At 59.8% G+C, this 18,437-nt stretch carries 13 protein-coding genes; all 13 read right to left on the bottom strand.

Annotated features, from left to right (window positions below; translation table 11 throughout):
- The coding region (locus ACH2EH_RS04405) for a prolyl oligopeptidase family serine peptidase (protein WP_395139321.1) at window positions 1-1,531 on the bottom strand (1,531 nt) is incomplete at its 3' end.
- Between the two features lie 139 nt (window positions 1,532-1,670).
- Window positions 1,671-3,764, bottom strand: coding sequence for a discoidin domain-containing protein (locus ACH2EH_RS04400; protein ID WP_395139319.1), 2,094 nt, complete (start codon window positions 3,762-3,764; stop codon window positions 1,671-1,673).
- A 6-nt stretch (window positions 3,765-3,770) separates the two neighbouring features.
- Window positions 3,771-4,661 carry a sugar phosphate isomerase/epimerase family protein gene (locus ACH2EH_RS04395; RefSeq protein WP_395139317.1) on the bottom strand — a complete coding sequence of 297 codons (891 nt, stop codon included), beginning with the start codon at window positions 4,659-4,661 and terminating at the stop codon, window positions 3,771-3,773.
- Window positions 4,662-4,723: 62 nt separating this feature from the next.
- Entirely contained in the window at window positions 4,724-5,590 is an 867-nt protein-coding gene (locus tag ACH2EH_RS04390) for an AraC family transcriptional regulator (RefSeq protein ID WP_395139315.1), read from the bottom strand.
- A 152-nt stretch (window positions 5,591-5,742) separates the two neighbouring features.
- A complete protein-coding gene (locus ACH2EH_RS04385; RefSeq protein WP_395139313.1) occupies window positions 5,743-7,593 on the bottom strand; it encodes an FAD-dependent oxidoreductase in 1,851 nt (616 codons plus the stop codon).
- Between the two features lie 9 nt (window positions 7,594-7,602).
- Window positions 7,603-9,759 (bottom strand): hypothetical protein, encoded by a 2,157-nt coding sequence (locus tag ACH2EH_RS04380; protein WP_395139311.1) that lies wholly within the window; start codon window positions 9,757-9,759, stop codon window positions 7,603-7,605.
- Window positions 9,743-10,597 (bottom strand): family 16 glycosylhydrolase, encoded by an 855-nt coding sequence (locus ACH2EH_RS04375; RefSeq protein WP_395139309.1) that lies wholly within the window; start codon window positions 10,595-10,597, stop codon window positions 9,743-9,745. The genes ACH2EH_RS04380 and ACH2EH_RS04375 overlap by 17 nt, the downstream gene beginning before the upstream one ends.
- Before the next feature lie 4 nt (window positions 10,598-10,601).
- Window positions 10,602-11,843, bottom strand: coding sequence for an MFS transporter (locus ACH2EH_RS04370; protein ID WP_395139307.1), 1,242 nt, complete (start codon window positions 11,841-11,843; stop codon window positions 10,602-10,604).
- Window positions 11,840-12,580, bottom strand: coding sequence for a phytanoyl-CoA dioxygenase family protein (locus ACH2EH_RS04365; RefSeq protein ID WP_395139305.1), 741 nt, complete (start codon window positions 12,578-12,580; stop codon window positions 11,840-11,842). The genes ACH2EH_RS04370 and ACH2EH_RS04365 overlap by 4 nt, the downstream gene beginning before the upstream one ends.
- Window positions 12,581-12,587: 7 nt before the next feature.
- Entirely contained in the window at window positions 12,588-13,307 is a 720-nt protein-coding gene (locus ACH2EH_RS04360) for a DUF1559 domain-containing protein (protein ID WP_395139303.1), read from the bottom strand.
- 124 nt (window positions 13,308-13,431) lie between these two features.
- Window positions 13,432-16,203, bottom strand: coding sequence for a hypothetical protein (locus tag ACH2EH_RS04355; protein ID WP_395139301.1), 2,772 nt, complete (start codon window positions 16,201-16,203; stop codon window positions 13,432-13,434).
- Window positions 16,203-17,192: a glycoside hydrolase family protein gene (locus tag ACH2EH_RS04350; protein ID WP_395139300.1), complete on the bottom strand. Its 990-nt coding sequence runs from the start codon at window positions 17,190-17,192 to the stop codon at window positions 16,203-16,205. Before ACH2EH_RS04350 ends, ACH2EH_RS04355 begins: the two co-directional genes overlap by 1 nt.
- Before the next feature lie 84 nt (window positions 17,193-17,276).
- The coding region (locus ACH2EH_RS04345) for an alpha-L-rhamnosidase C-terminal domain-containing protein (RefSeq protein ID WP_395139298.1) at window positions 17,277-18,437 on the bottom strand (1,161 nt) is incomplete at its 5' end.

The following is an 18,437-nucleotide window of genomic DNA, read 5'->3' as shown; positions in this document are numbered from 1 at the left end:
GCTTGAGCCTTTGCCACGGGCCGTCGCTCAGCCGTGCCTCAAGAGTTGTGTCTTTTCCCGGCGCTTCATTGAGTGTGCCGGTAATGACAAACTTGCCTTTCATCCGCGACGAGCGCTGTGTCACTTGGTACTCCAGCGGCGCGGTGAGAGTCATCCCCGTTGCCTGTGCCAGAACAAAATCAATAAGTGCCTGGCACTGGAAGAACCCCGGCCACATGTTGTGCCCCTGGCCAAGAGGCACGATTAGCTGCATCGCGCCGCCCAGCGCCTCGTAGCGGCGCTTGACCTCGCCTGCGTTCTTCTCCAGCGGCACGACGCTGTCACTATCGCCCTGGATCGCAAAGAGCGGCACGCGGGCTTTGGCGAGCAGCGCAAGCCGATCTATCGGGTTGTGCTCCTTGAGCTGTGCATGAAGCTCCGCCTCGGTTAGGTGGTAGGCCCCCGTGGCCTTTGCGACTCCGGGGTAGCTGGTGAGATCACAGACCGGGTAGATACCCGCAAAGCCCGCCACTTTCTCCGGGTTCTCCACCGCCCAGCCCAAGGTCATGAGCCCACCCCGGCTCCGCCCAAGTAGCACGGCTTTTGGTGCAAAACCGCGCTTCTGGGTCAGCTCCGTGTAAAGCGCCGTGAACAGAGCGCGGCCATCCGGGTTCCCATACGACTCCCCAACATCGATTCCCGCAATGGCGATCCCTGCCTTCAAGAAGCGCTCGAACATCCAGCGCTCCTCTGGCCCTGGTAGACCCGGTAAGGTCGGCGCGTACCAGACCCAAGGCACGGGGCGGCCTGTGGGCTTGCCTTCGGGGAGAATCACAAACGCGGGCCGCCCCGCAACCATGAACGCCTCACCGGGCAACGGGAGTATTTTCTGGGGGAAGAGCGCTGCCGCTACTTTCCGCGCCGTGTTTTTTTCATCGTCGGTGAGGTCGTTGCCGGGATCGTTGCCCCCCATCAGACGGTGAAACGGGAGCACTCCGGGCTCCGGGTGCTTGAGGCCAAGAATGTGCCCCAGCTCATGGGCGACCGTGCGGCTGAACGAGCCCTGCTGAAACGGGCCACTCTCCACCAGCAGGCACTTTTCGGGCGGACGCTTCCCATGGGAGGGCTTGTCGGTCCACTGCCCGAGGAGCACGAGCTTACGCCCCGGCAGTGCGTGCCCCTGCGACGTGCCCCCCAGATACGGGACGACATAGACATTCACCACCGCTTTCGGGTCGTTCTTCTCCAGCGCAAAAAGCGAGAGTAGCTTCTTGACCCGCTCCGGGTCGGAGTGGCCCTCGCTATCACGGACGGCGTTGAGGACATAGGCCGTCACCTCAGCGCGGCCCTCACTGCGGGTCGTGGCCAGGCTTACCCCGCTCAGCTTCCACTCGATCTGCGCCACCGACCAGATGCGATTGACCTCGGGAAGAACCGTTTTTGCGAGCTGCTCCGGCGTGAGCCAGGGCGTCATCGCGACCTCGCGCTTGGCCATCAGCAGATCGGCGACAAGGTGAAAGTGGACGGGAATCTGGATCCTTGGTTGTTTCATAGGTTTTTTACCTCTCCCCAGCCCCTCTCCCGGGCGCTCATTCTTCGCTGGGAAAGGGGGAAATCCACCCTCTGGCTCCCTCCTTTCCCAACGAGCTTGCGAGTGCCCGGGAGAGGAGGGCTGGGGAGGAGAGGTTCTCTCATAACAGATTGATCTCGTAGATAGACCAGTGGTAGAGGGGGCTGGTGCCGGTCTGGGTAATTCGGACGTAGCGGGCGGTCTGTGTGGGAAAAGTGATAGTCGTGATTCCCAGCTCCCCTTTGCCCGTGGCGATGGGGGCGCTCCAGTGGACACCATCCTGGGAGACGGTGACGGCATACCCGACAGGCGAGTCCCAGAGTGCCCAGGTGTTATCCAGAACGAGCTTGGAGAACCGTGCGGGGCGCTGGAGATCGAGCTGAAACCACTGGCCGGGGTACTGCGTTTTTGTCATGTCCCGCCAGCCCGTCCAGTGGTCGCCGTCAATCGCGCTGCTGGCCGGAATCGCGATGGGGATCTTGTCGCCGCTGAAGAGAAACGAGCTGTCGGGCACGGACGCCGACGCGACCCAGTGTTTCTTTTCAAGCGGCTTTGCTTTCGAGAGCGGCTTCGGCGCAGGCTTGGGCGAGGCGAGCGGCAAGCTCCCGAGGCTGCGAAACTTCCAGGCACCCGAGGGAACAGAGAACTTCACGTAGTCCGCGTCCTCGCCAAGAAACGCCACCCCTGCGGGGACGCCCCGCATGCTCCCATTTTCCCAGAGCGTCTTGCTGCCGATTTTGATCGCCTTCAGCGCCGAGAACGCCGCTTTGGGAATCCCGACCACCGCCGTGGTGTTCGCGGGTGCCGTCACACTCAGCGCGTACTCAGACTTGGTTTTCTTGATTGTGACCGTGACATTGCCCTTCACGGTGGGCACGACCAAGTTGATCTCGGTGAGAAACGCCTCCTTGGGCAAGACCTGAAAAACCGTCCAGCCCGGCTCGATGGGCGCAACTCCCGTGATGCTCTGCGAGAGAATCAGTGCGGGCGGGTTCCAGCCGTGATTCAGCGACGATGCATCGTCGAAGGCGTCTATGCGCGATGCCCACCAGCGGACGTAGTGCTCCCAGAGCGTGGTGAAAGTGCACGGGATCATGGTCTTGTAGCGCTCGACCATCCGCAGCAGGGCGTACTCTTGCCTTCCCATCAGGCACAGCGCCTCAAAGACCCACCTATCGAAAAAACAGCTCGCGTAGGTTTTCTTGGTAAGGACATTTTCGTAGATCGCGTCCCACTTTCCGCGCTCCGCCAGCCCCACATTGACCGCCATTGCATTGGCACGGTCATCAGGAGCGTTTACTTGCTCCGACTGGTAGTAGCTTCCCTTCCAGAACTTGCTATTAAAAGTCGCCTGGATCGCCGCGCGCTTCTGATCAATCCCGGGCACATCGGCGTCGTGCCCCGTGGCGAGCGCGATCTTCTTGAGTGTCCCAAGGCAGTTGTAGTAAAAACAGGTCTCAATCACCGCGATGTCCTTGACCTCTTTGCCCCAGTCAAACCACGTACGCTTGCCAAACTGATAGGTTTCAAACAGAAAGATCTTCGTCGGCTCGTAGATCTTTCGCAGCGACTCCAGATCGCCAGTATGTAAGTAATAGAACCACAGGCCGTAGTCTCCCAGGAACTCTAAGTGCTGGCCGGGGTAGAACTTAGGCTCCAGCTTGCGTAGCACCAGCTCTTTGGCCAGCGCGTGGGCTTTGGTGTCAAAAACATAGAAGCACTGGTTCAGCTCCGGGGTGCCATCCCCCCAGAAGCCCACGCGCTCACGATCCGGACAGTCGTAGAAGTGGTCTCGCATGCAGATGTAGGCCGTGCGCGCCGCTTTTGTCCAGAGCGTGTTATAGTCGCTGTCGTTGCAGACAAACGACCCCGCAAAGCTCGCGTCGTAGCCCGTCTCACGGTACTGCACGGCGCGAACCGTCATCCCCGCCGGAATCGTGTAGACCGCCCCCTCGCCGCTCACCCAGTGTTTTGCCTCGTAGCGCTGCACACCGGGCTTGGCGTCGCACATCTCCGTGGGTGTGAGATAGAGCACGAGTGGGTTGCTGGAGTTAAATAGAATCTGCCCACCACTTGCGCTCTCAACCTCGATCCAAGGCTGAAAGTGACAGTTATACGGGATCGTACAGACCAGCTTCCAGGGCTTATCTTCCCCGTGCGGCAGGTCTTTTGAGGTGCGTAAATAGGGCCTCAGCCCAAAGTCTTTAATTGCCATTTGTGTTTAAGCCGTCTCTTTGATTGCCTGACGTAGCGCCGCCAATAGTTTTGTTACTTCCACGAAGGGATCGTAGTCCGTGCGGCCCATCGCCAGTGTCTCGATCGGCAGGTAGCCACGATACCCCGACTTGCGGATCAGAGCCAGCAACTTTGCCATGTCAATCCGTGGCGAGTCGAGCTTGCTCTGCACTGTCTCTTTAATCTGCCAGTTTACGGCGTAGGGGGCCATGAGAGCGATATCCGCGTACGGATCGGCGCTCAGATACTTGCCCGTGTCCACAAGCGCTGCACACCACTCGTGGTTCACGCGCTTGAGCAGACTGAGGTGCTGCTCCCCCGTGGCGATAAAGTCCCCGTGGTTCTGCACCGCCACCATCACGCCAAACCTCTGTCCGTGCTCTGCACACTCCCACAGTGCCTCCGCCATCCAGGCTTCGACGGTTTCACGGTTCGCGTTGCCCGACGCTTCCTGCCAGCTCTTAAACGGCGACTGGGAGTCGGCAAACGCCCGGATCACGGGTGCCCCCAGCTTTGCGGCGACCTCCATCCAGTCCTTGATACGCCCTATTCCTTCGGCGCGTACGGACGTATTCGCTGTTGTAAAGTCATTGCGCACTCCCGTGCCGCTAATATCCAGACCGAGCCGCTGTGCGTGGCGCTTGAGCCGGAAGATATAGCTATCCTCAGGCACTTTGGGATAACCAGGGAAGAAGTAGCCAGTCAGATCCACGGCGTCAATATCCTGCTGGGCACAGAAATCACAGACGGCAAAGAGATCCATCCCCGTGCTCGCCTCTTTGGCGTTTGCCAAAAGAAGCTCATGAAAGGAGTAGGCATTTAGCCCCGGCCTCGGGTAGGCTCCAGCCGTCGCTGGTCGGGCAGGAATCGTGTTCATGAGTGACAGTCTAGACGATACCGCGTTATATTTCAACACGGGCCGCCGATTTCAATCGGCGGTCAAATTTCTGGGTGTGTGCTGCGCTCACGCCACTTTGACGGGGGCAGGTGGAAGCGTTCGGTGAAGACGCGGCTAAAGGTATAGACACTCTCAAAGCCGATGGCCTCCCCGATAGTGGCGACCGTGAGATGGGTGCTCTGAAGCAGACGGCAGGCACGCTCTAGCCGGCGCTCCATCAAGTAGCTTTGCGGCGAGCTACCCACAAAACGATGAAAGCAGCGCCGCAGGTGCGCGGGGCTGACGACGAATCGTTCGCAGAGCTGAATGGGCGTGAGGGCGGGGTCGTCTTGAATGGCCCAGAGCGCTGGGATCAGCCACTCGGGTGCGCCCGTCACTCTCAGGGGACGATCTTGCTCGAGCTCCGCGACGCTCAACGTGCGCCAGCAGAGTCCAAAAATAGCGCGCGCCAGCCCATCGCCGATCAGGCGTGCTTGCTCATCACGCGGCAGGCTGGTCGGCAGATGACCCAAGCCCTCGGCGGGCCACTGCTGCGCCGCTTGCTCCATCCAGCCTTTGAGTAAATCCCGCGTCGTGGGATCAGGCTGCCACTTGACCGGAGGATGCAGCAGCGCGAGCACATCCAATCGTCCAAAGAGCTGCGCCTCAAAGCCAACCGACCACCAGACCACCCCCGTGTCTGTGAGGAGCTGGTCTCGGAGGAGGCCACCGGGAAGGAGTAAGGCATCGCCCGCCTCCAGCACCCAGCGCTTCCCACTAAGCACCGCCTGAAGCTTCCCTTTTTCGATATACCAGAGCGCTGCCGCTTGGTTGTGCACGGAGGTCGTCTGTATCCCCGGCTTCCAGTCGTGGCCATTGGCCCAGACAAGATTGACCGTCAGGTGGCTCAGAAGCTCACGCCCCAGCATGGTTTTTCCCTATGCCGGGGCCTGAAAGTCCCCGTCTTTGCCGCGCTCCGCGCGAAGCGGGCCGAGACCGCAGGGATCTGGAGCGTTCGGCGCGCCCTCGGGGCGCTTGACGCGAAGCGTCGCCCAGGCGGGGCCTTTCAGGCCCCGCCTGATTACGCACCATGGGCTCCGTGCTTGACCGTCTCCTCGAGGCCATTGTCGGGTGCGGCAAGGTCTTCTGCGGAAACCTGCGCACGGACTTCGGCAAAGCTTGGACCATCGGGGAGGGAGGGGATCTTTGGCACAAACTCCGCCAGCGGCTCAAACGCAAAGACACGTGCGAGTGCATCGCCCCAGGTCTCGGTGCAGATCAGGCGCAGCGCGGTTGCTTGAATGCTGAGGGGGATCAGCACGAGGCGCTGGTAGTTGTTATCCTCAGAGTAGACCGTGCTCCAGGTGCCGCTCGCATCTTCGGCCTCAAGATAAAACGCCTTCACGAGGGAGTCCGGGACGGCACAGCGGTTCGCACTTTGTGGGTAGACATGAGCCATGCGCTTCGTATTGCTCAGATCGCTGTCAAAGACAAGCCGCACCCCGGCGAGCTCTTGCGGCGTGGCCCAGTGGTAAGACACCGACTCCCCCAGCGGCGCTTCCCAAGCATGCGATTCGTTCTCGCGGTCGCGCTCCATGCCGTCGAGTAAGCGCCGAGCCGGGTCGCCGCAGAGCGTGGCGGAGAGGGCGAGCGTGCCAGGCAGGTGCAGCTTGCCGGGGAGCCAGCAGTCGTCGTCCATCAGTGTTTGTTGAAGAAGCGCAATGTCCAAGCCACGTGGGTTGCAGTTCTCAGAGACGCAAAGCGCCGCCGCCGTGCCCGCCGCCTGCCCGATCACGGCGCAGGTCGCCATCACGCGGGTAGAGGAGAGTGCAGCGTGGGTGACCGAGATATTGCGCCCAGCGAAGAGTAGGTTCGGGACGTTTTTAGAGTAGAGCGACCGATACGGAATTCCGTAGGGCGAGGGGGCCGGATGAAAGATCGTCGGACGACCCGGGTAGAGCAGCCCGGCGGGGTGGTGATCGTCCATGCTCCAGCCACCGTAGGCCACGATATCCGCGAACTTGCCTTCCGCGCGAATATCGTTCTGGGTAAGGATATGATCCCCGATGTAGCGGCGGCTCTCGCGCTTTCCGGGCAGTGAGCCCATCCACTCCAGCGCCCAGTTTGTGGCTTTCTCACGCTCAGGAGCTCGGTTCTTCAGGTAGTCCCAGACCCCGTAGCTCACCCGCATCAGCTCATCGCGAATCGCTTCGGAGTCACGGATCGTGTCGTTGATACCGCCCAGCTCTACCCACCAGAAATTATGCGCACTAACACCACTCACACGGTATTTTACGTCCTCAGGGCTGGTGAACTTATAGGCCCAGCGTGGCGCGGTGAAGGGCTGGGGTTCGTCGGTGCGGCGTAGCTGGATCAGGAGCGAGTTGCCCATGGTTTTAGTGTCGGCTTCTAGTGGCTCGATGTCCTCATTAAACTCCGCCCGCGCCTCCCGCCCGATGCGATACTCAGCGGGGGTTAGCTCGGCCAGAATGCTATCGCCCGAGCAGTCAATAAACTGCGTGGCCGTTATCGTGTGCCACGTCTGACTGGTAAGCTGCCAGGCGCGCACCGAAGCGATCTTCTCGCCGTCCATTGTCGCCTCGGTACACGAGCAGTTCAGAAACGGCGTGAGCCCTGGCTGGAAGCGAATCTTGCTCCAGAGCACGCTATCCCAGACCGAGTAGCTGCGCGCCGGGTTGAGATAGAGGTTTTCGAGCTGGATCTCCTCTAAAATCCCTGTTTCTTTATTGTTTTTCCCGTGCGCCCCACAGATCCACATCCGTACTTCACTGGACGCGTTGCCCCCAAAGACGGGCCGGTCGTGGATCAGGGCAGTGCGTGCCCCATTGCGTGCGGCGGCAATCGCGGCGCAGATCCCCGACATCCCGCCCCCGATCACACAGACATCAAACTCATGCGTTGCTTCGTACATTGTTATTCTTCATTCCTCCGTTGCCAGAAACCCGTGACCGTAGCGCAGGGTTCCGGTGGCGTTTGTCGTCGCTTGAAAGAGCGTCTGCTCTGGATTGATTGCTTTTAAGCGTACTGTCGTCTTGCCCACGGTAACGGTCGCCGTGGGGGCGAAGACCGGCGCTTGTAGCGTCACTATCTTGCCCTTGCGCGTAAGCCAAGTGGCCTCACGGCAGGCATAGGCCAGCCCGACATTGAAGGCCGAATTGAACGCCGTCCAGCCCTCGGGGTGTCGAAAGGGGCCATCGGGGTTGTTGGGGTAGTGCTCACTGGCTGCCGTGGACGAGAGCGTGCCGCGCACCAGCTCCAGCCGGGCGCAGGTATCATCGGCGAACTTCTTAGGCCAGCCGCGCTCAACCCCGTAGAAGTCTTTTGGGCCACGAAACGCCGCGTGCGCCCCGAGGGGATTGCGACCAAAGAGTGCATCAAAGTGTGCCGTGGCGATCACGCGTAGCCGCTCGGCGCGTTTTTTATCGCCTGTGAGCCGCGCCACGGAGAGTGCGCACGCCGGAAAGCCCGCAATATTTCCCGGCTCGTTCCAGCCCGCGCCACCATGCGACCCTGGCGTGAAGCGCGGCAGAGTCCAGTTGGCCTCGTCGTACTTACGGAAATCATAGGCATTCTCCGAGCGTGCGATCATCACATCCGCCCACTTTTCCAGCCAGGGCCGAATCAGCGCCTCGGCGTGCGGCAGGAGCACCGTCATACCGGTGATTAGCATGTGCTCGCTCATGCGCTGGCCTTTTGTCACCTTCGGATCGGCAGGGTCGAGTTTTTCACAGACCCACTTTGCCTGGGCGATAGCCGTGTCCAAGAAGCGCTTGTCTTTGGTCGCTTCATAAAGCAAAACGTTGGGCAGGATCGAGTGACCTGGGCACTCACGGCCCTTAAAATCTCCCACCTCTGTTTGGATTCCAAAATTCCAATGCGTCAGAACAAAGGCTTTAGTGCGCTCGTATAAGCTCCCCGGAAGCCAGTCGGAGAGCTGCGGCCAGGCGTAGATAAAAAATGCCAGCTGCTCGATGGTCTGTGGGTGGAGGCGTTTGCCCTTGGGATCGCCCGACGGATCGGCGCTCTCGGGCTTGACGAGGTGCCAGCCGACTCCCCAGTGGATCAGCTTGACGATATCGGGTGAAGCGGGCTTGGGCGGCTCGATCTCGCGAAAATAGGCCTGCGCGGCTTCGAGTGCTCCGCCATCGCCGTTGGCTTTCACTTGTTTGAAGTTGGGTGCGAGCGGCTTCCACTCCACCTCGCGCTTTGCCTGCTCAAAAAACGACGGGTTGGCCAGATAGAGCATCACAAGCGAGGGCACTTCGTAGCTGTAGTAGGTGCCGTCACGCCAGGCCGACCCGCCATACGCCGACGGGTGGGTGCCGATCAGCGAACGGTTGTCCACAAAGAAGCGCAGTGCGGGATCAAGCGAGGCGCGAAGTGTCACCAAGGGCGCGATCTCAAACGGATCGGAGAGCAGCCCAGCGGCTTCGATGCGTACCTCTCCCTTAGCCGCTTTTAGCGCGGTGAAGTCGCCGATGTTGCTGCGAATGGTGCCCTGGAAGATAGCTTTATCGCCTTGCTTAACGACAAACGGGGTGCCATCGGGGAGGGTGGGAGCGGTGAAGCGCTTGGACGAGTCGGGGTCGTAGCCGGTCTGGTTGAGAAAGAGCGGAACGGGTCGTGGGCGGGGTATCGCACCCGGAAGTAGGAGTGGGGGGTAGGTTGTAGCTGGCGCAAAGACACGCACCTCGACCAGGCGCACCGTGCCGGGATCAGCGAAGACGAGCTGGAACGTGTCAGTGGTGACAGGCTTTGTAAAGCGCAGTTCTACGGCTGTCTTGTCGTTACCCGTAACTTTTGCCAGCTCGTGCCCGGAGCCATCGCGCACGCTTAGGCTCCGAAATTCGCTCCCCCAGACGCCCTCGTTTAGCCAGCCCGTGCCAAGCTGAAGGCAGCCAATCGTCTGTGGTGTCGCCCAAGTAAGCATGAGTGTATGCGGCCCCATGCTCCCACTCACCCAGCGGCTCTCGTTGGTCAGCTTGCCATCGGTCAGATTAGCCGCGCCATAGCCTGCATTCAGCGACGACGAGGCTCTGAGTGTGGCTGCTGTAGCGAGGTTAGTCTGTCTTGTCATTTTGCTTGAAAACCCGGACGTAGTCAATGTAGGCTTTTACTGTGCCGCCGTCTTGGATAATCTTGTTCTGAAGAACATTGCCCGTTACCCAGTCGTTTACGCCAAAACAGCTCCCGGAGAAGATGATGTAGTGTGGCACTTGCGGGATCAGTGTGGGCTTGTCAATAGTACGAACGAGCTTGCCATCGTAGTAGAACTTCAGCACTGTCGGAGACCACTCAAAGCCAATCATGTGGTACTCCTGCGTGTACAGCCCCGGTGCACTAACCATGGCTCCATTTGATTTATGTGCTGGCTTGGCATAACCATCCCAGTGCAGGCCCGTCGAGTACTTGTCCACCGCTTTATTCCCCTCGATAATATCAATCTCCGCACCATCGTTCGCCGTTCCATCGGTCACCCCCTTGGGAGCCGTCGTCCCTTCCTGATCGGGCATCATCCAGAACGCCGTCTGGTAGCCATCGGGCTTGACCAGGTGCATCCGGGCCTCCAGATAGCCATAGGTGGTCGCAAAGTGCCCCTTTGAGTTGAAGCGCCCCGCGAAGTAGGTGTTGTCCTCGGTCTTGGACTTCCGGTAATAGATAGAGGCATTGCCGTCTTTTTCCTCAACCTGCTCCGGGTCTGCTTTCACCACGATATCGGGCCTTTTACGGCTCGTGGTCTCGACGTTCCACTTGGTAGGATCTATCGTCGTGTCATTGAACTCATCGGAGAAAACCAGGCTCCAGCGGTCTTTACTGTCTACCGGCGACGAAGCGGGTCTTGCCTGCACCGGAGTCTTTGGATCAATCAGACTCGATGTTATCTGTGACAAACAAATGAAAGGTAAAAGAAACATATTTTTATTTTTTCTTGAGAGCGATGCTCAGTAGGGCAAAGGCGCAGAGATGGAGCCCGGAGAGGGCAAAAAATGTCGGGCGGTAGCCGAAAGCACCGACGGTATTTCCGACCAGAGAGTTCATCAGAAGCCCGCCGAGCGTGCTCCCTGCCGCGACTAAGCCAAAGACAGTCGCCAGTTTATCCTTGGGAATCAAATCCGTGACCAGCGTGCTGCCGTTGATCATCCAGGCCATGTGCGCCAGCGTAACAATCATCGCGAAAACAAGAGCCCCGTTCACCGTTGGCGCAAGCGCGATCAGCGCCGTGAGCGGTGTCAAACAAGCACAGAAAAGCATCACCCGCAGGCGTCCGGCCACGGTCGGCATCCCGCGCTTAATGAGTACTCCCGAGAGCCAGCCGCCGCCAATCGCACCAAAGTCCGCCGCGAGAAAGACCACCCAGGTAATGCTGACTTGTTGCTGGGTCAGCCCACGCTCCGCGACCAGATACTTGGCAAACCAGGACTGGATAAAATACCACAGTGGATCAGTGAGCAGGCGCGCCAGGAGCAAAGCGAGGACGACTTGCCATGCCTCCTCCCCCCTAACCCCCCACCCGCAAGCGGGTACCCGGCGGGGGGAATCCGAGGATTCTTCTTCTGGTTCCCCTTTCCCAGTGAAGTACGAACGCCCGGGAGAGGGGCTAGGGGAGAGGTTAGACTTGTACACCAGCAACCAGGGGATCAGCCAGAGCAGGCCCGCCGCGCCCGTGGCAAAGAAGGCGTTCTGCCAGTGGCCGGTCGAGGCCAACCAGAGGATCAATGGAGGCGCAATCGTGGCACCGATGGTCGCACCAAGTGTATAGAGCCCAATGGCAAGACCACGCTCCTTGGCAGAGAACCACTCAGAGACCAGCTTGGGTGCGGTTGTCCAGTTCCCCGCCTCACCGAGGCCCAGCAGAAACCGAAAGGCGCTCAGCGAGGCCAGGGAGCGCGAGAGCCCCGTGAGCATATTGGCCACAGACCAGAACGAAATATAGAGCGCGAGTGCCTTTCGCGGCCCCAGCTTATCTGTCAAGCGGCCCGAGACCAGATAGGAGATCGTGTAGGCAACCAGAAAGAAGTTATTGACCATCGCATACTGCGGGTCGGTCATCCCCAGGTCTTTTTGGATCGTCGGGGCGAGAATCGCAAGGGTCTGCCGGTCTACATAGTTCAGCACGGAGGCCAGAAAGAGCAGACCGACGAGGGCCCAGCGTAGAGTCACGGGTTGGTCTCGGGTGGCAGAGTAAGCCGGTTAAAGCCCTGGTGATCCGTGCCGCGTAGCTGGATATTGGCGTGCCCCGGAAAAAGAGGCCCAACATCGTGGGTTATCTTCACAAACGGCACCGTGATACGCATGGTCATGCCCATCCGCCGCAGGTTGGATATATTCTTATTAGACTGGTGCAATGTGCGCTCGTTAAAAAGAAAAAACTCACCCGGCGCAAGCTCCATTGGGATCGCCTTACTGACATCTACTTGTGCCGGGTCAGCTTCCTCGCCAAAGGCCATCCCTTCGCGGCTGGGCAGGTGTTTGATGATTTTCTTGTGCGAGCCAGGGATCAGATTGACGCAGGAGTTCTCGATAGTCACGGGGTCAATCGCCAGCCATGCGGAGAGGTTCACCACGGGCTCCAGCGGCCAGTAGTTGAAGTCCTGGTGCCAGGGAATCTCGCTGCCGCCGGGCTCTTTGTTAAAGAAATAGGTCGCCCAGAGCACTAAGTCAGGCCCAAAGAGGCTCTCCGCGCGGTCTACGATCGCGGGGTGGGCACAAAGATCGTAGAGAAAGCGCTGGTCCAGATGACGACACTGAAGACGCGTCTTAGGGTTGGGACCATCCGAAGTGAGCACCTCGGTTTCGATGCGCGAGCGGATCGCCGCCATCTCGTCCAGGGAGCAGAGCGTGTAGGGGCCAAGGTAGCCCTGCTCGTGAAACTGAGCCACCTCGTGTGTACTTAACATAGGGCTCCTAAAAAGCGCGGGTGTAGGCCTTATTGAAGTCCACGGTGATCGGATCATCTGGGGTCAGGCCGTAGTCGCTGGAGCGCATGGACTTTGCCTTCCGGTGCTTGGCGTGGCCATCACAAAAGAGCACGTTTCCACCCTCCATGTGCACGGTGGTGTAGTTCTCCAGAGTTCCTATTCCACGAGGGAAGTGCCACCAGTTATAGGTTCCTGCCGACGCGCTCACTAGGCGGGGACGCATAAACGCATAGTTACGCTTGTTGAAAAGCTCCTGGGTGTAGACAATATCTGCCGGGTTGGGAATGACAGCGATAGTGACACCAATGATGGGGGCATTGCCCAGGTAGCTGGTGCAGCTATCGGGAACCGTCGCCGCGTTACATGCCTGCGCCCCCGTGACGTCTGGAACCGACGGGCAGTAGTAGATTCCCTTGTTCTTGGTGTAGGGGGTCAGACAGCCAAGGAAATTCGGGGTCGTGGCCACGACGGCGGGCGCGTTGAAGTTGATCACTCCGTCGTTGTAGGGCGGGTTTGTCTCGTCATAGTCTTGCGTGTACATCATCAACGCGAGACCGATCTGCTTGAGGTTAGAGAGACAGGCTGTGGCACGGGCTTTTTCACGGGCCTGAGCAAAGACGGGAAAGAGAATGGCGGCAAGAATCGCGATAATGGCGATAACGACTAAGAGTTCAATGAGCGTAAAGGCTCGGTTGCGACTTCGCATAAAAATAACTCCTTTGAAAACAGAGAATTGCATGGAGCATCTTAACTCCACACAGGCCCTATTTTAGGAAAAATACGCACGCTGTGGTTTATCCGCGACGTACGATTTATTATCTGATTCGCTCTTATCTCTGGAGCGCGACAGGCTCGGTTTTCTGGAGTGTGCCGCTCGGGGTAACGGCTTCGATTCGATAGGTGAAGGATTTTGTGTTTGGTGGCAGAGCGACCGTGAACTCAAACGGGTAGCGGCTATCCGTGAGGGTTTGCTCAGGGGCGCTGTCAATCTGATAGAGAAGCCGCGCCTCACGAATCTCTTGGTTGGTGCCCTGGAGGTAGACAAAGGCGGACTGGAGTGCCGGGCCAAAATTCAGAACCATCCCGACTACCTCTCCTTGGATAAACGGTGTCCGGGCCTCGTCATGTGCCCACGCCGCGCCACCTGCGCCGAGCAGCTCTTTCTGGAAGGCGGGTGTGATCGTCAGCCCACCAAGCTTGAGGGTAGCGACACCGTGAGGCGCAATAGACACGCGCCGCTGGTTCGCTTTCAGGCCAGGAAGGAGTGCGGGGTTGAGTGTTAGTGTGACCGTCACTGGCTCCGAGGACTGATTGGTCAGCGCCAGAGAGAGCGTCTTGCCATCGCCGCTTCGGGCGGCGATATAGTTGACTTGGGGCGAGCTCACGGTCACAAGCCCACGCGGCATCCAGAGCCAGATGTCTTTCTCGCCCTGCCAGACTCCGGGGCGGTCGCCGTAGATGCGGCTCTTGAGGTAGGCATAGCCCTCGGCGTAGCGTGCCGGGAAGCGAATCGCGCCCTTGGAGCGCGTCTCCACCTCCGAGATTAAGTAGTCCAGCACCAGCGCAATATGCGGCCAGCTATGGTTGAAGTGAAACGAGTTGTAGCTCAGCTCAGGGAACGGGTGGAGCGGGTAGTCCGGCTTCTCGTAGACTGTCGTCCGGGCCGTGTTCATGTGGTAACCGGGGAAGCTGGCGTAGCGCCCCACCACAGCCGCGCGGGCAAGGTCGTGCAGGAACGTGTCGCCAGTCAGCGCGGCGATTCGCAGGAGCCACGGGGCGAAGCAGGTCAGAAAAATCCCCCGATGCCCCACGCTCGTCCCCGATGCCTCTGGCGTCAGCCCGATCTCGGAGAGCCGCCACGCAGGGACACTCTCTTCGGGCACGGGCATCGGGCCCTTGGTGCGCTTGGCAAGGTAGCTATAGACGGGCGCCTTTCCGCCTTTATTGACCGTGATAGTCTCCGTGGGAATGGTCGGGCAGAGCCAGATGAACTGCGTGAAGCGAAGCGCCGCTTCGTGGGCGGCCTCTAAGTGGCGCTTCTCGCCGGTCGCCTCGTAGAGGGTGAGGAGCGCAAAAAAGTCGGGGACAAAGCTATTCCAGAAGAACGAGCCCGGTGCAAATTCGCTCTGGCGGGTCTGCACTTGCGCCTTGAGATAGGCATCGGCCTTGGCGCGGGCGGCCACTAGCCAGCGCTTTTCCCCCGTGGCGTCGTAGAGCGCGAGCTGGTTCTGCCAGGTGTCTTCAGCTTGGGGCGTGTCTAGGTTCAGCGTACGCTGTTGTTTCAAAAGCGCGGTGGCATAGCGCAGGAGCAAGGGCGAGCGGCGCTGGGTAATGGCATAGAGCGCCGCCAGTTCCGAGAGCGGGGCGCACGGCCCCAGCAGGCGCCACGACGGGTTCTGGATCTTGATGTCGGGCGAGGTGGAGAAAAGAAACTTCTCCCGCGAGACTAGGTACTCGATCAACGGGTAGGCAAGCTCTTTAAAGATCACCGGGTCATCGAGCACCAGTGCGGCGGAGAGCGGGTGGAGCGCGGAGACATTCTTCACCGTACCCGGCGCGTCGGTCTCGTAGGAGAAGCCTTTGAGCTCTTTGTTGAAGCGGCTGTACTCGCTCAGCCCATAGGCCACCATGTTTTCCAGTGTCTGGTTCAGCGAGTGCGTGGTGCTCTGGCGATAGTCCCGGAAGCCATAGAGCCCCCGTGCCAGGCTCTGGTAGGTCGTCAGAAGCGATTGCGGTTGTGTGATGAGCCGGAGAGCAAAAGAGAACACCTCACCTGGTTTGCGTTGCGAACCTACACCGCCCAGCATAGGAGCAAAAATCATCGGGCGGGCCTTGCCATCGCTGTCACGGAGCGCCACCCCGAAGCGTGAGTTCTCAAAGGTCGGGAGCGGCTGAAACGGAAGCTCGGCGGGCTCGGCGATCAGGCCATAGGTTTGGTTATTGACCATCACCAGCGTGGTCGGGAGCGGACAGTGAAAGGCGGGCGTTAAAAACGAAGCACTGGGGAAGCGCTTCTCCTGCCAGATCAGGGGCTGCCAGCTTTCCTGGGTGGCCTTCGGATCGGTTGAGGCGGCCCCGACATAGCCCACGGAGTAGAACCCTGCTCGCTTGGGCGTGAAAATAAAGCTCAAGCGCGGGCTCTCGCGTCCGGGCAGGAGCGTTACTTCTGCGGTGAGCGTGAAGTCGGCGTGCTCTGGAAAGTGCCAGCGAACCGTCTGGCCCACGACATCGGCACGCACCGCCATGAGTGCAACAGAGGCGGAGGCGCGAAAAAGATTCCCCGTGCGACTCGCACCACTCCCCTGAAGCGTCGCCGGGTCGAGGCCATCGCCCGCCGTGACCGTCGTGTCCGTCGCCGCTGTTTTGAGCGAGGTATCAGTACCTCCATTAGCCGTGGCACGGAGCCAGGTCGGAACACTGTAGTTGATGCTCTGCGGCAGCTCAGCGCGGCGCAGAGTGACTTTGGGATCGTCATCGCGCTGGAGTACCAGAAACTGCGGCGCAAAACGAGCTGGAGCGCCGCCTGCGTTTGCGGCAAGGGAAAGTGCGCCATCGGGCAAAATAGTCAGAGTATAGGCAGCGTTTTTCAAAACGGTAGGCACTAGTGAATCTCCATCGGAATCGCGAGGTTGAACGAGTGTGTGCGCTCTATGGTCTCGTCGCAGGCGCAAAAGAGCACCGCTTCTTTCCCATCAGCGGAACGCCAGAGCTGGGGGCGCTCCAGAGAGTTGAGTTTTTGTTTCTTGCCACTTGCCCAGGTAATCTCGGTTGTCGAAATCAGTGGCTTCTCGGTGGGCTTCCAGTCCAGACCATTTTCGGACGTGAAGAGTGCCAGAGACTTTCCCGCACTCGTAAAGTGTCCTTCGTTGTCTTTCACAATCGCCCCGTAGCGCTTGCCATCGCACCAGATATAGGGATCCTCGGCGGCGAAGAGCACACCCTCTTTGGTAAAGACTGGTGTTGGGTGCTTCACAAACGGCCCGGTCGGGGTCTCGGCGAGGGCAGCGACATGCACCACGGGGCCACCAAACGGGGCGGGCTTTTGGGTTCCCACGGCTTTATAAACCATCAGGGTCTTCCCCTCAGGCGTGGCGCAAACTGCCGGGTTGCTGGTCATCAGTGCATCGTGAAAGCCGGGCGTCACATCTACTACAGGCTTGTCCAGCCGCTTCCACGGGCCATTGGGCGAGTCGGCCACGGCAACCCCGATCCGCTGGTTGTTGCGGTGGGTCCAGTTGAGCGTTTTCATTGCCACGCCATCGCCGGTGTTACCCATGTAGTAGAGATAGAACTTACTGCCGAACTTATGGATGGTCGGGTTGTGCGTGCAGAGCCCATCCCAGAACTCTTTCCCCCGAACCGGCAGTGTAACATCCACATGACGATACGGCCCCAGCGGCGAGTCGGCGATGGCGTGGGCGATCTCAGAGTGGGTCACCCAGGCGTAGTGGCCTAGCTTTCGCGGCCAGCGTGAGTAGAACAAGTGGCACGTACCATCATCGGTGCGGATCATGCTCCCACACCAGATGTAGTAGTTCTCGTCGCGAAAAACTGCCGTCCTCGGCACCGGAAGCAAGCGTAGCTCAGGCATACCCGATTATACGAGATCAGACCCGCGCATGGTTTATCCGTCACACCTCGTTTGTTATCGGATTCGCTCTCTCCCGCCCACGGGCTAGAGCCGGTGCCGCCCGGCTCCTACTCGCTTCGCCGTATCGCTTCCGGGGAGCTTTATTTCGGCGTGGCAGCCCTTGGGAACCGTCAGTTCTAGTGTGAGGCGATCTCCCTGCTTGCGCCAGCTCACGTTGATGTCCCCGTGGGGCGTGGGAACGATGCCCTTGGCCCAGGCGAGGCCACTGGGCCGCGGCGCGACGATGAACGTCTCAAAGCCGGGTGTGATGGGTCGCACTCCCAGAATCTGCGTCGTCATCTGGTAGAGCGGTGTCCCGCCCCACGAGTGGCTCAGATCGCCGCGATCCCACATCTCCAGCAGCGACTGCGTTTCCTCAACGATCTTCCAGCGCTTCAGTTGCTCGGGCGCGTGTTTCTCAAAGAGCCCCGTGTGCGCCAGTGCCGCGAAGACGAAGTGCATGAAATACGGTTGGCAGGAGAAGTTGGATGCGGTGATCGCTTTCTCCACAATCGCAGCCTGCCGTTCTTTGGGCGCAAGATCATAGAGCACGGCCAAGAACTGCAGGTGCGCCGTGAAAGTTTCGATCTCCTTATCCGCAGGGAGCCACTGCCCGGGTTTGACCGAGGTCTGGAAGGGCTTGCCGTCACGGTAGAGCCCCTTCTCCGGCACCCATAGCTCGCGCTCGAAAGCAACCGAGAGATCCCGGCGGATGCGCGAGTACTCGCGCATCCGTACGGAGTCGTTGGTAAGCCGAGCCACACGCATCCCATCGGCAAGCGCACGGTAGAAGAACGCGGTCATGTAGCCCTGCCCAATCACGGCGGGGGGATGGTGACCGGGGAAGCCGGCAATATCCACCCAGTCCATAAACATGTAGTTGGGCGCTTCGGAGACTAGGCCATTCTTGCCGATGTAGCTGGTGAAGGTATCCAGAAGCGAGTGAATCTGGGGCGCAAGCTCCCGCACCAGCGAGTCATCGCCGGTGTGATCCCAGTAGTCCAGCACCATCTGGAGCCAGAGGAGGGCGTAGCTCGTGTGAAAGTTCTGGTTCTTGCACTGCGTGAGAATCCAGGCGTACTTGCGCGAGTCTTGGATCGTCAAGGCGGGCTGGAAAAACGCGGCGTAGTTCACAAGTGAGGCGATTAAGTAATCTCCGGGATCACTAATGGGCTCCTGGTGGTGCGGCGAGTCTAAGTGATGGGT

Origin of the sequence: Armatimonas sp., assembly GCF_043760365.1 — a bacterium.
In the GTDB taxonomy this organism is placed as follows: domain Bacteria; phylum Armatimonadota; class Armatimonadia; order Armatimonadales; family Armatimonadaceae; genus Armatimonas.
The sequence above is the reverse complement of the archived record's forward strand: the minus strand, read 5'-3'. Positions and strand labels throughout refer to the sequence as shown.

Excerpts from the sequence above, each read along its gene's own strand:
- ACH2EH_RS04400 (WP_395139319.1), bottom strand. The coding sequence starts at position 3,764 with ATGGCAATTAAAGACTTTGGGCTGAGGCCCTATTTACGCACCTCAAAA.
- ACH2EH_RS04395 (WP_395139317.1), bottom strand. The coding sequence starts at position 4,661 with ATGAACACGATTCCTGCCCGACCAGCGACGGCTGGAGCCTACCCGAGG.
- ACH2EH_RS04390 (WP_395139315.1), bottom strand. The coding sequence starts at position 5,590 with ATGCTGGGGCGTGAGCTTCTGAGCCACCTGACGGTCAATCTTGTCTGG.
- ACH2EH_RS04385 (WP_395139313.1), bottom strand. The coding sequence starts at position 7,593 with ATGTACGAAGCAACGCATGAGTTTGATGTCTGTGTGATCGGGGGCGGG.
- ACH2EH_RS04380 (WP_395139311.1), bottom strand. The coding sequence starts at position 9,759 with ATGACAAGACAGACTAACCTCGCTACAGCAGCCACACTCAGAGCCTCG.
- ACH2EH_RS04375 (WP_395139309.1), bottom strand. The coding sequence starts at position 10,597 with ATGTTTCTTTTACCTTTCATTTGTTTGTCACAGATAACATCGAGTCTG.
- ACH2EH_RS04365 (WP_395139305.1), bottom strand. The coding sequence starts at position 12,580 with ATGTTAAGTACACACGAGGTGGCTCAGTTTCACGAGCAGGGCTACCTT.
- ACH2EH_RS04360 (WP_395139303.1), bottom strand. The coding sequence starts at position 13,307 with ATGCGAAGTCGCAACCGAGCCTTTACGCTCATTGAACTCTTAGTCGTT.
- ACH2EH_RS04350 (WP_395139300.1), bottom strand. The coding sequence starts at position 17,192 with ATGCCTGAGCTACGCTTGCTTCCGGTGCCGAGGACGGCAGTTTTTCGC.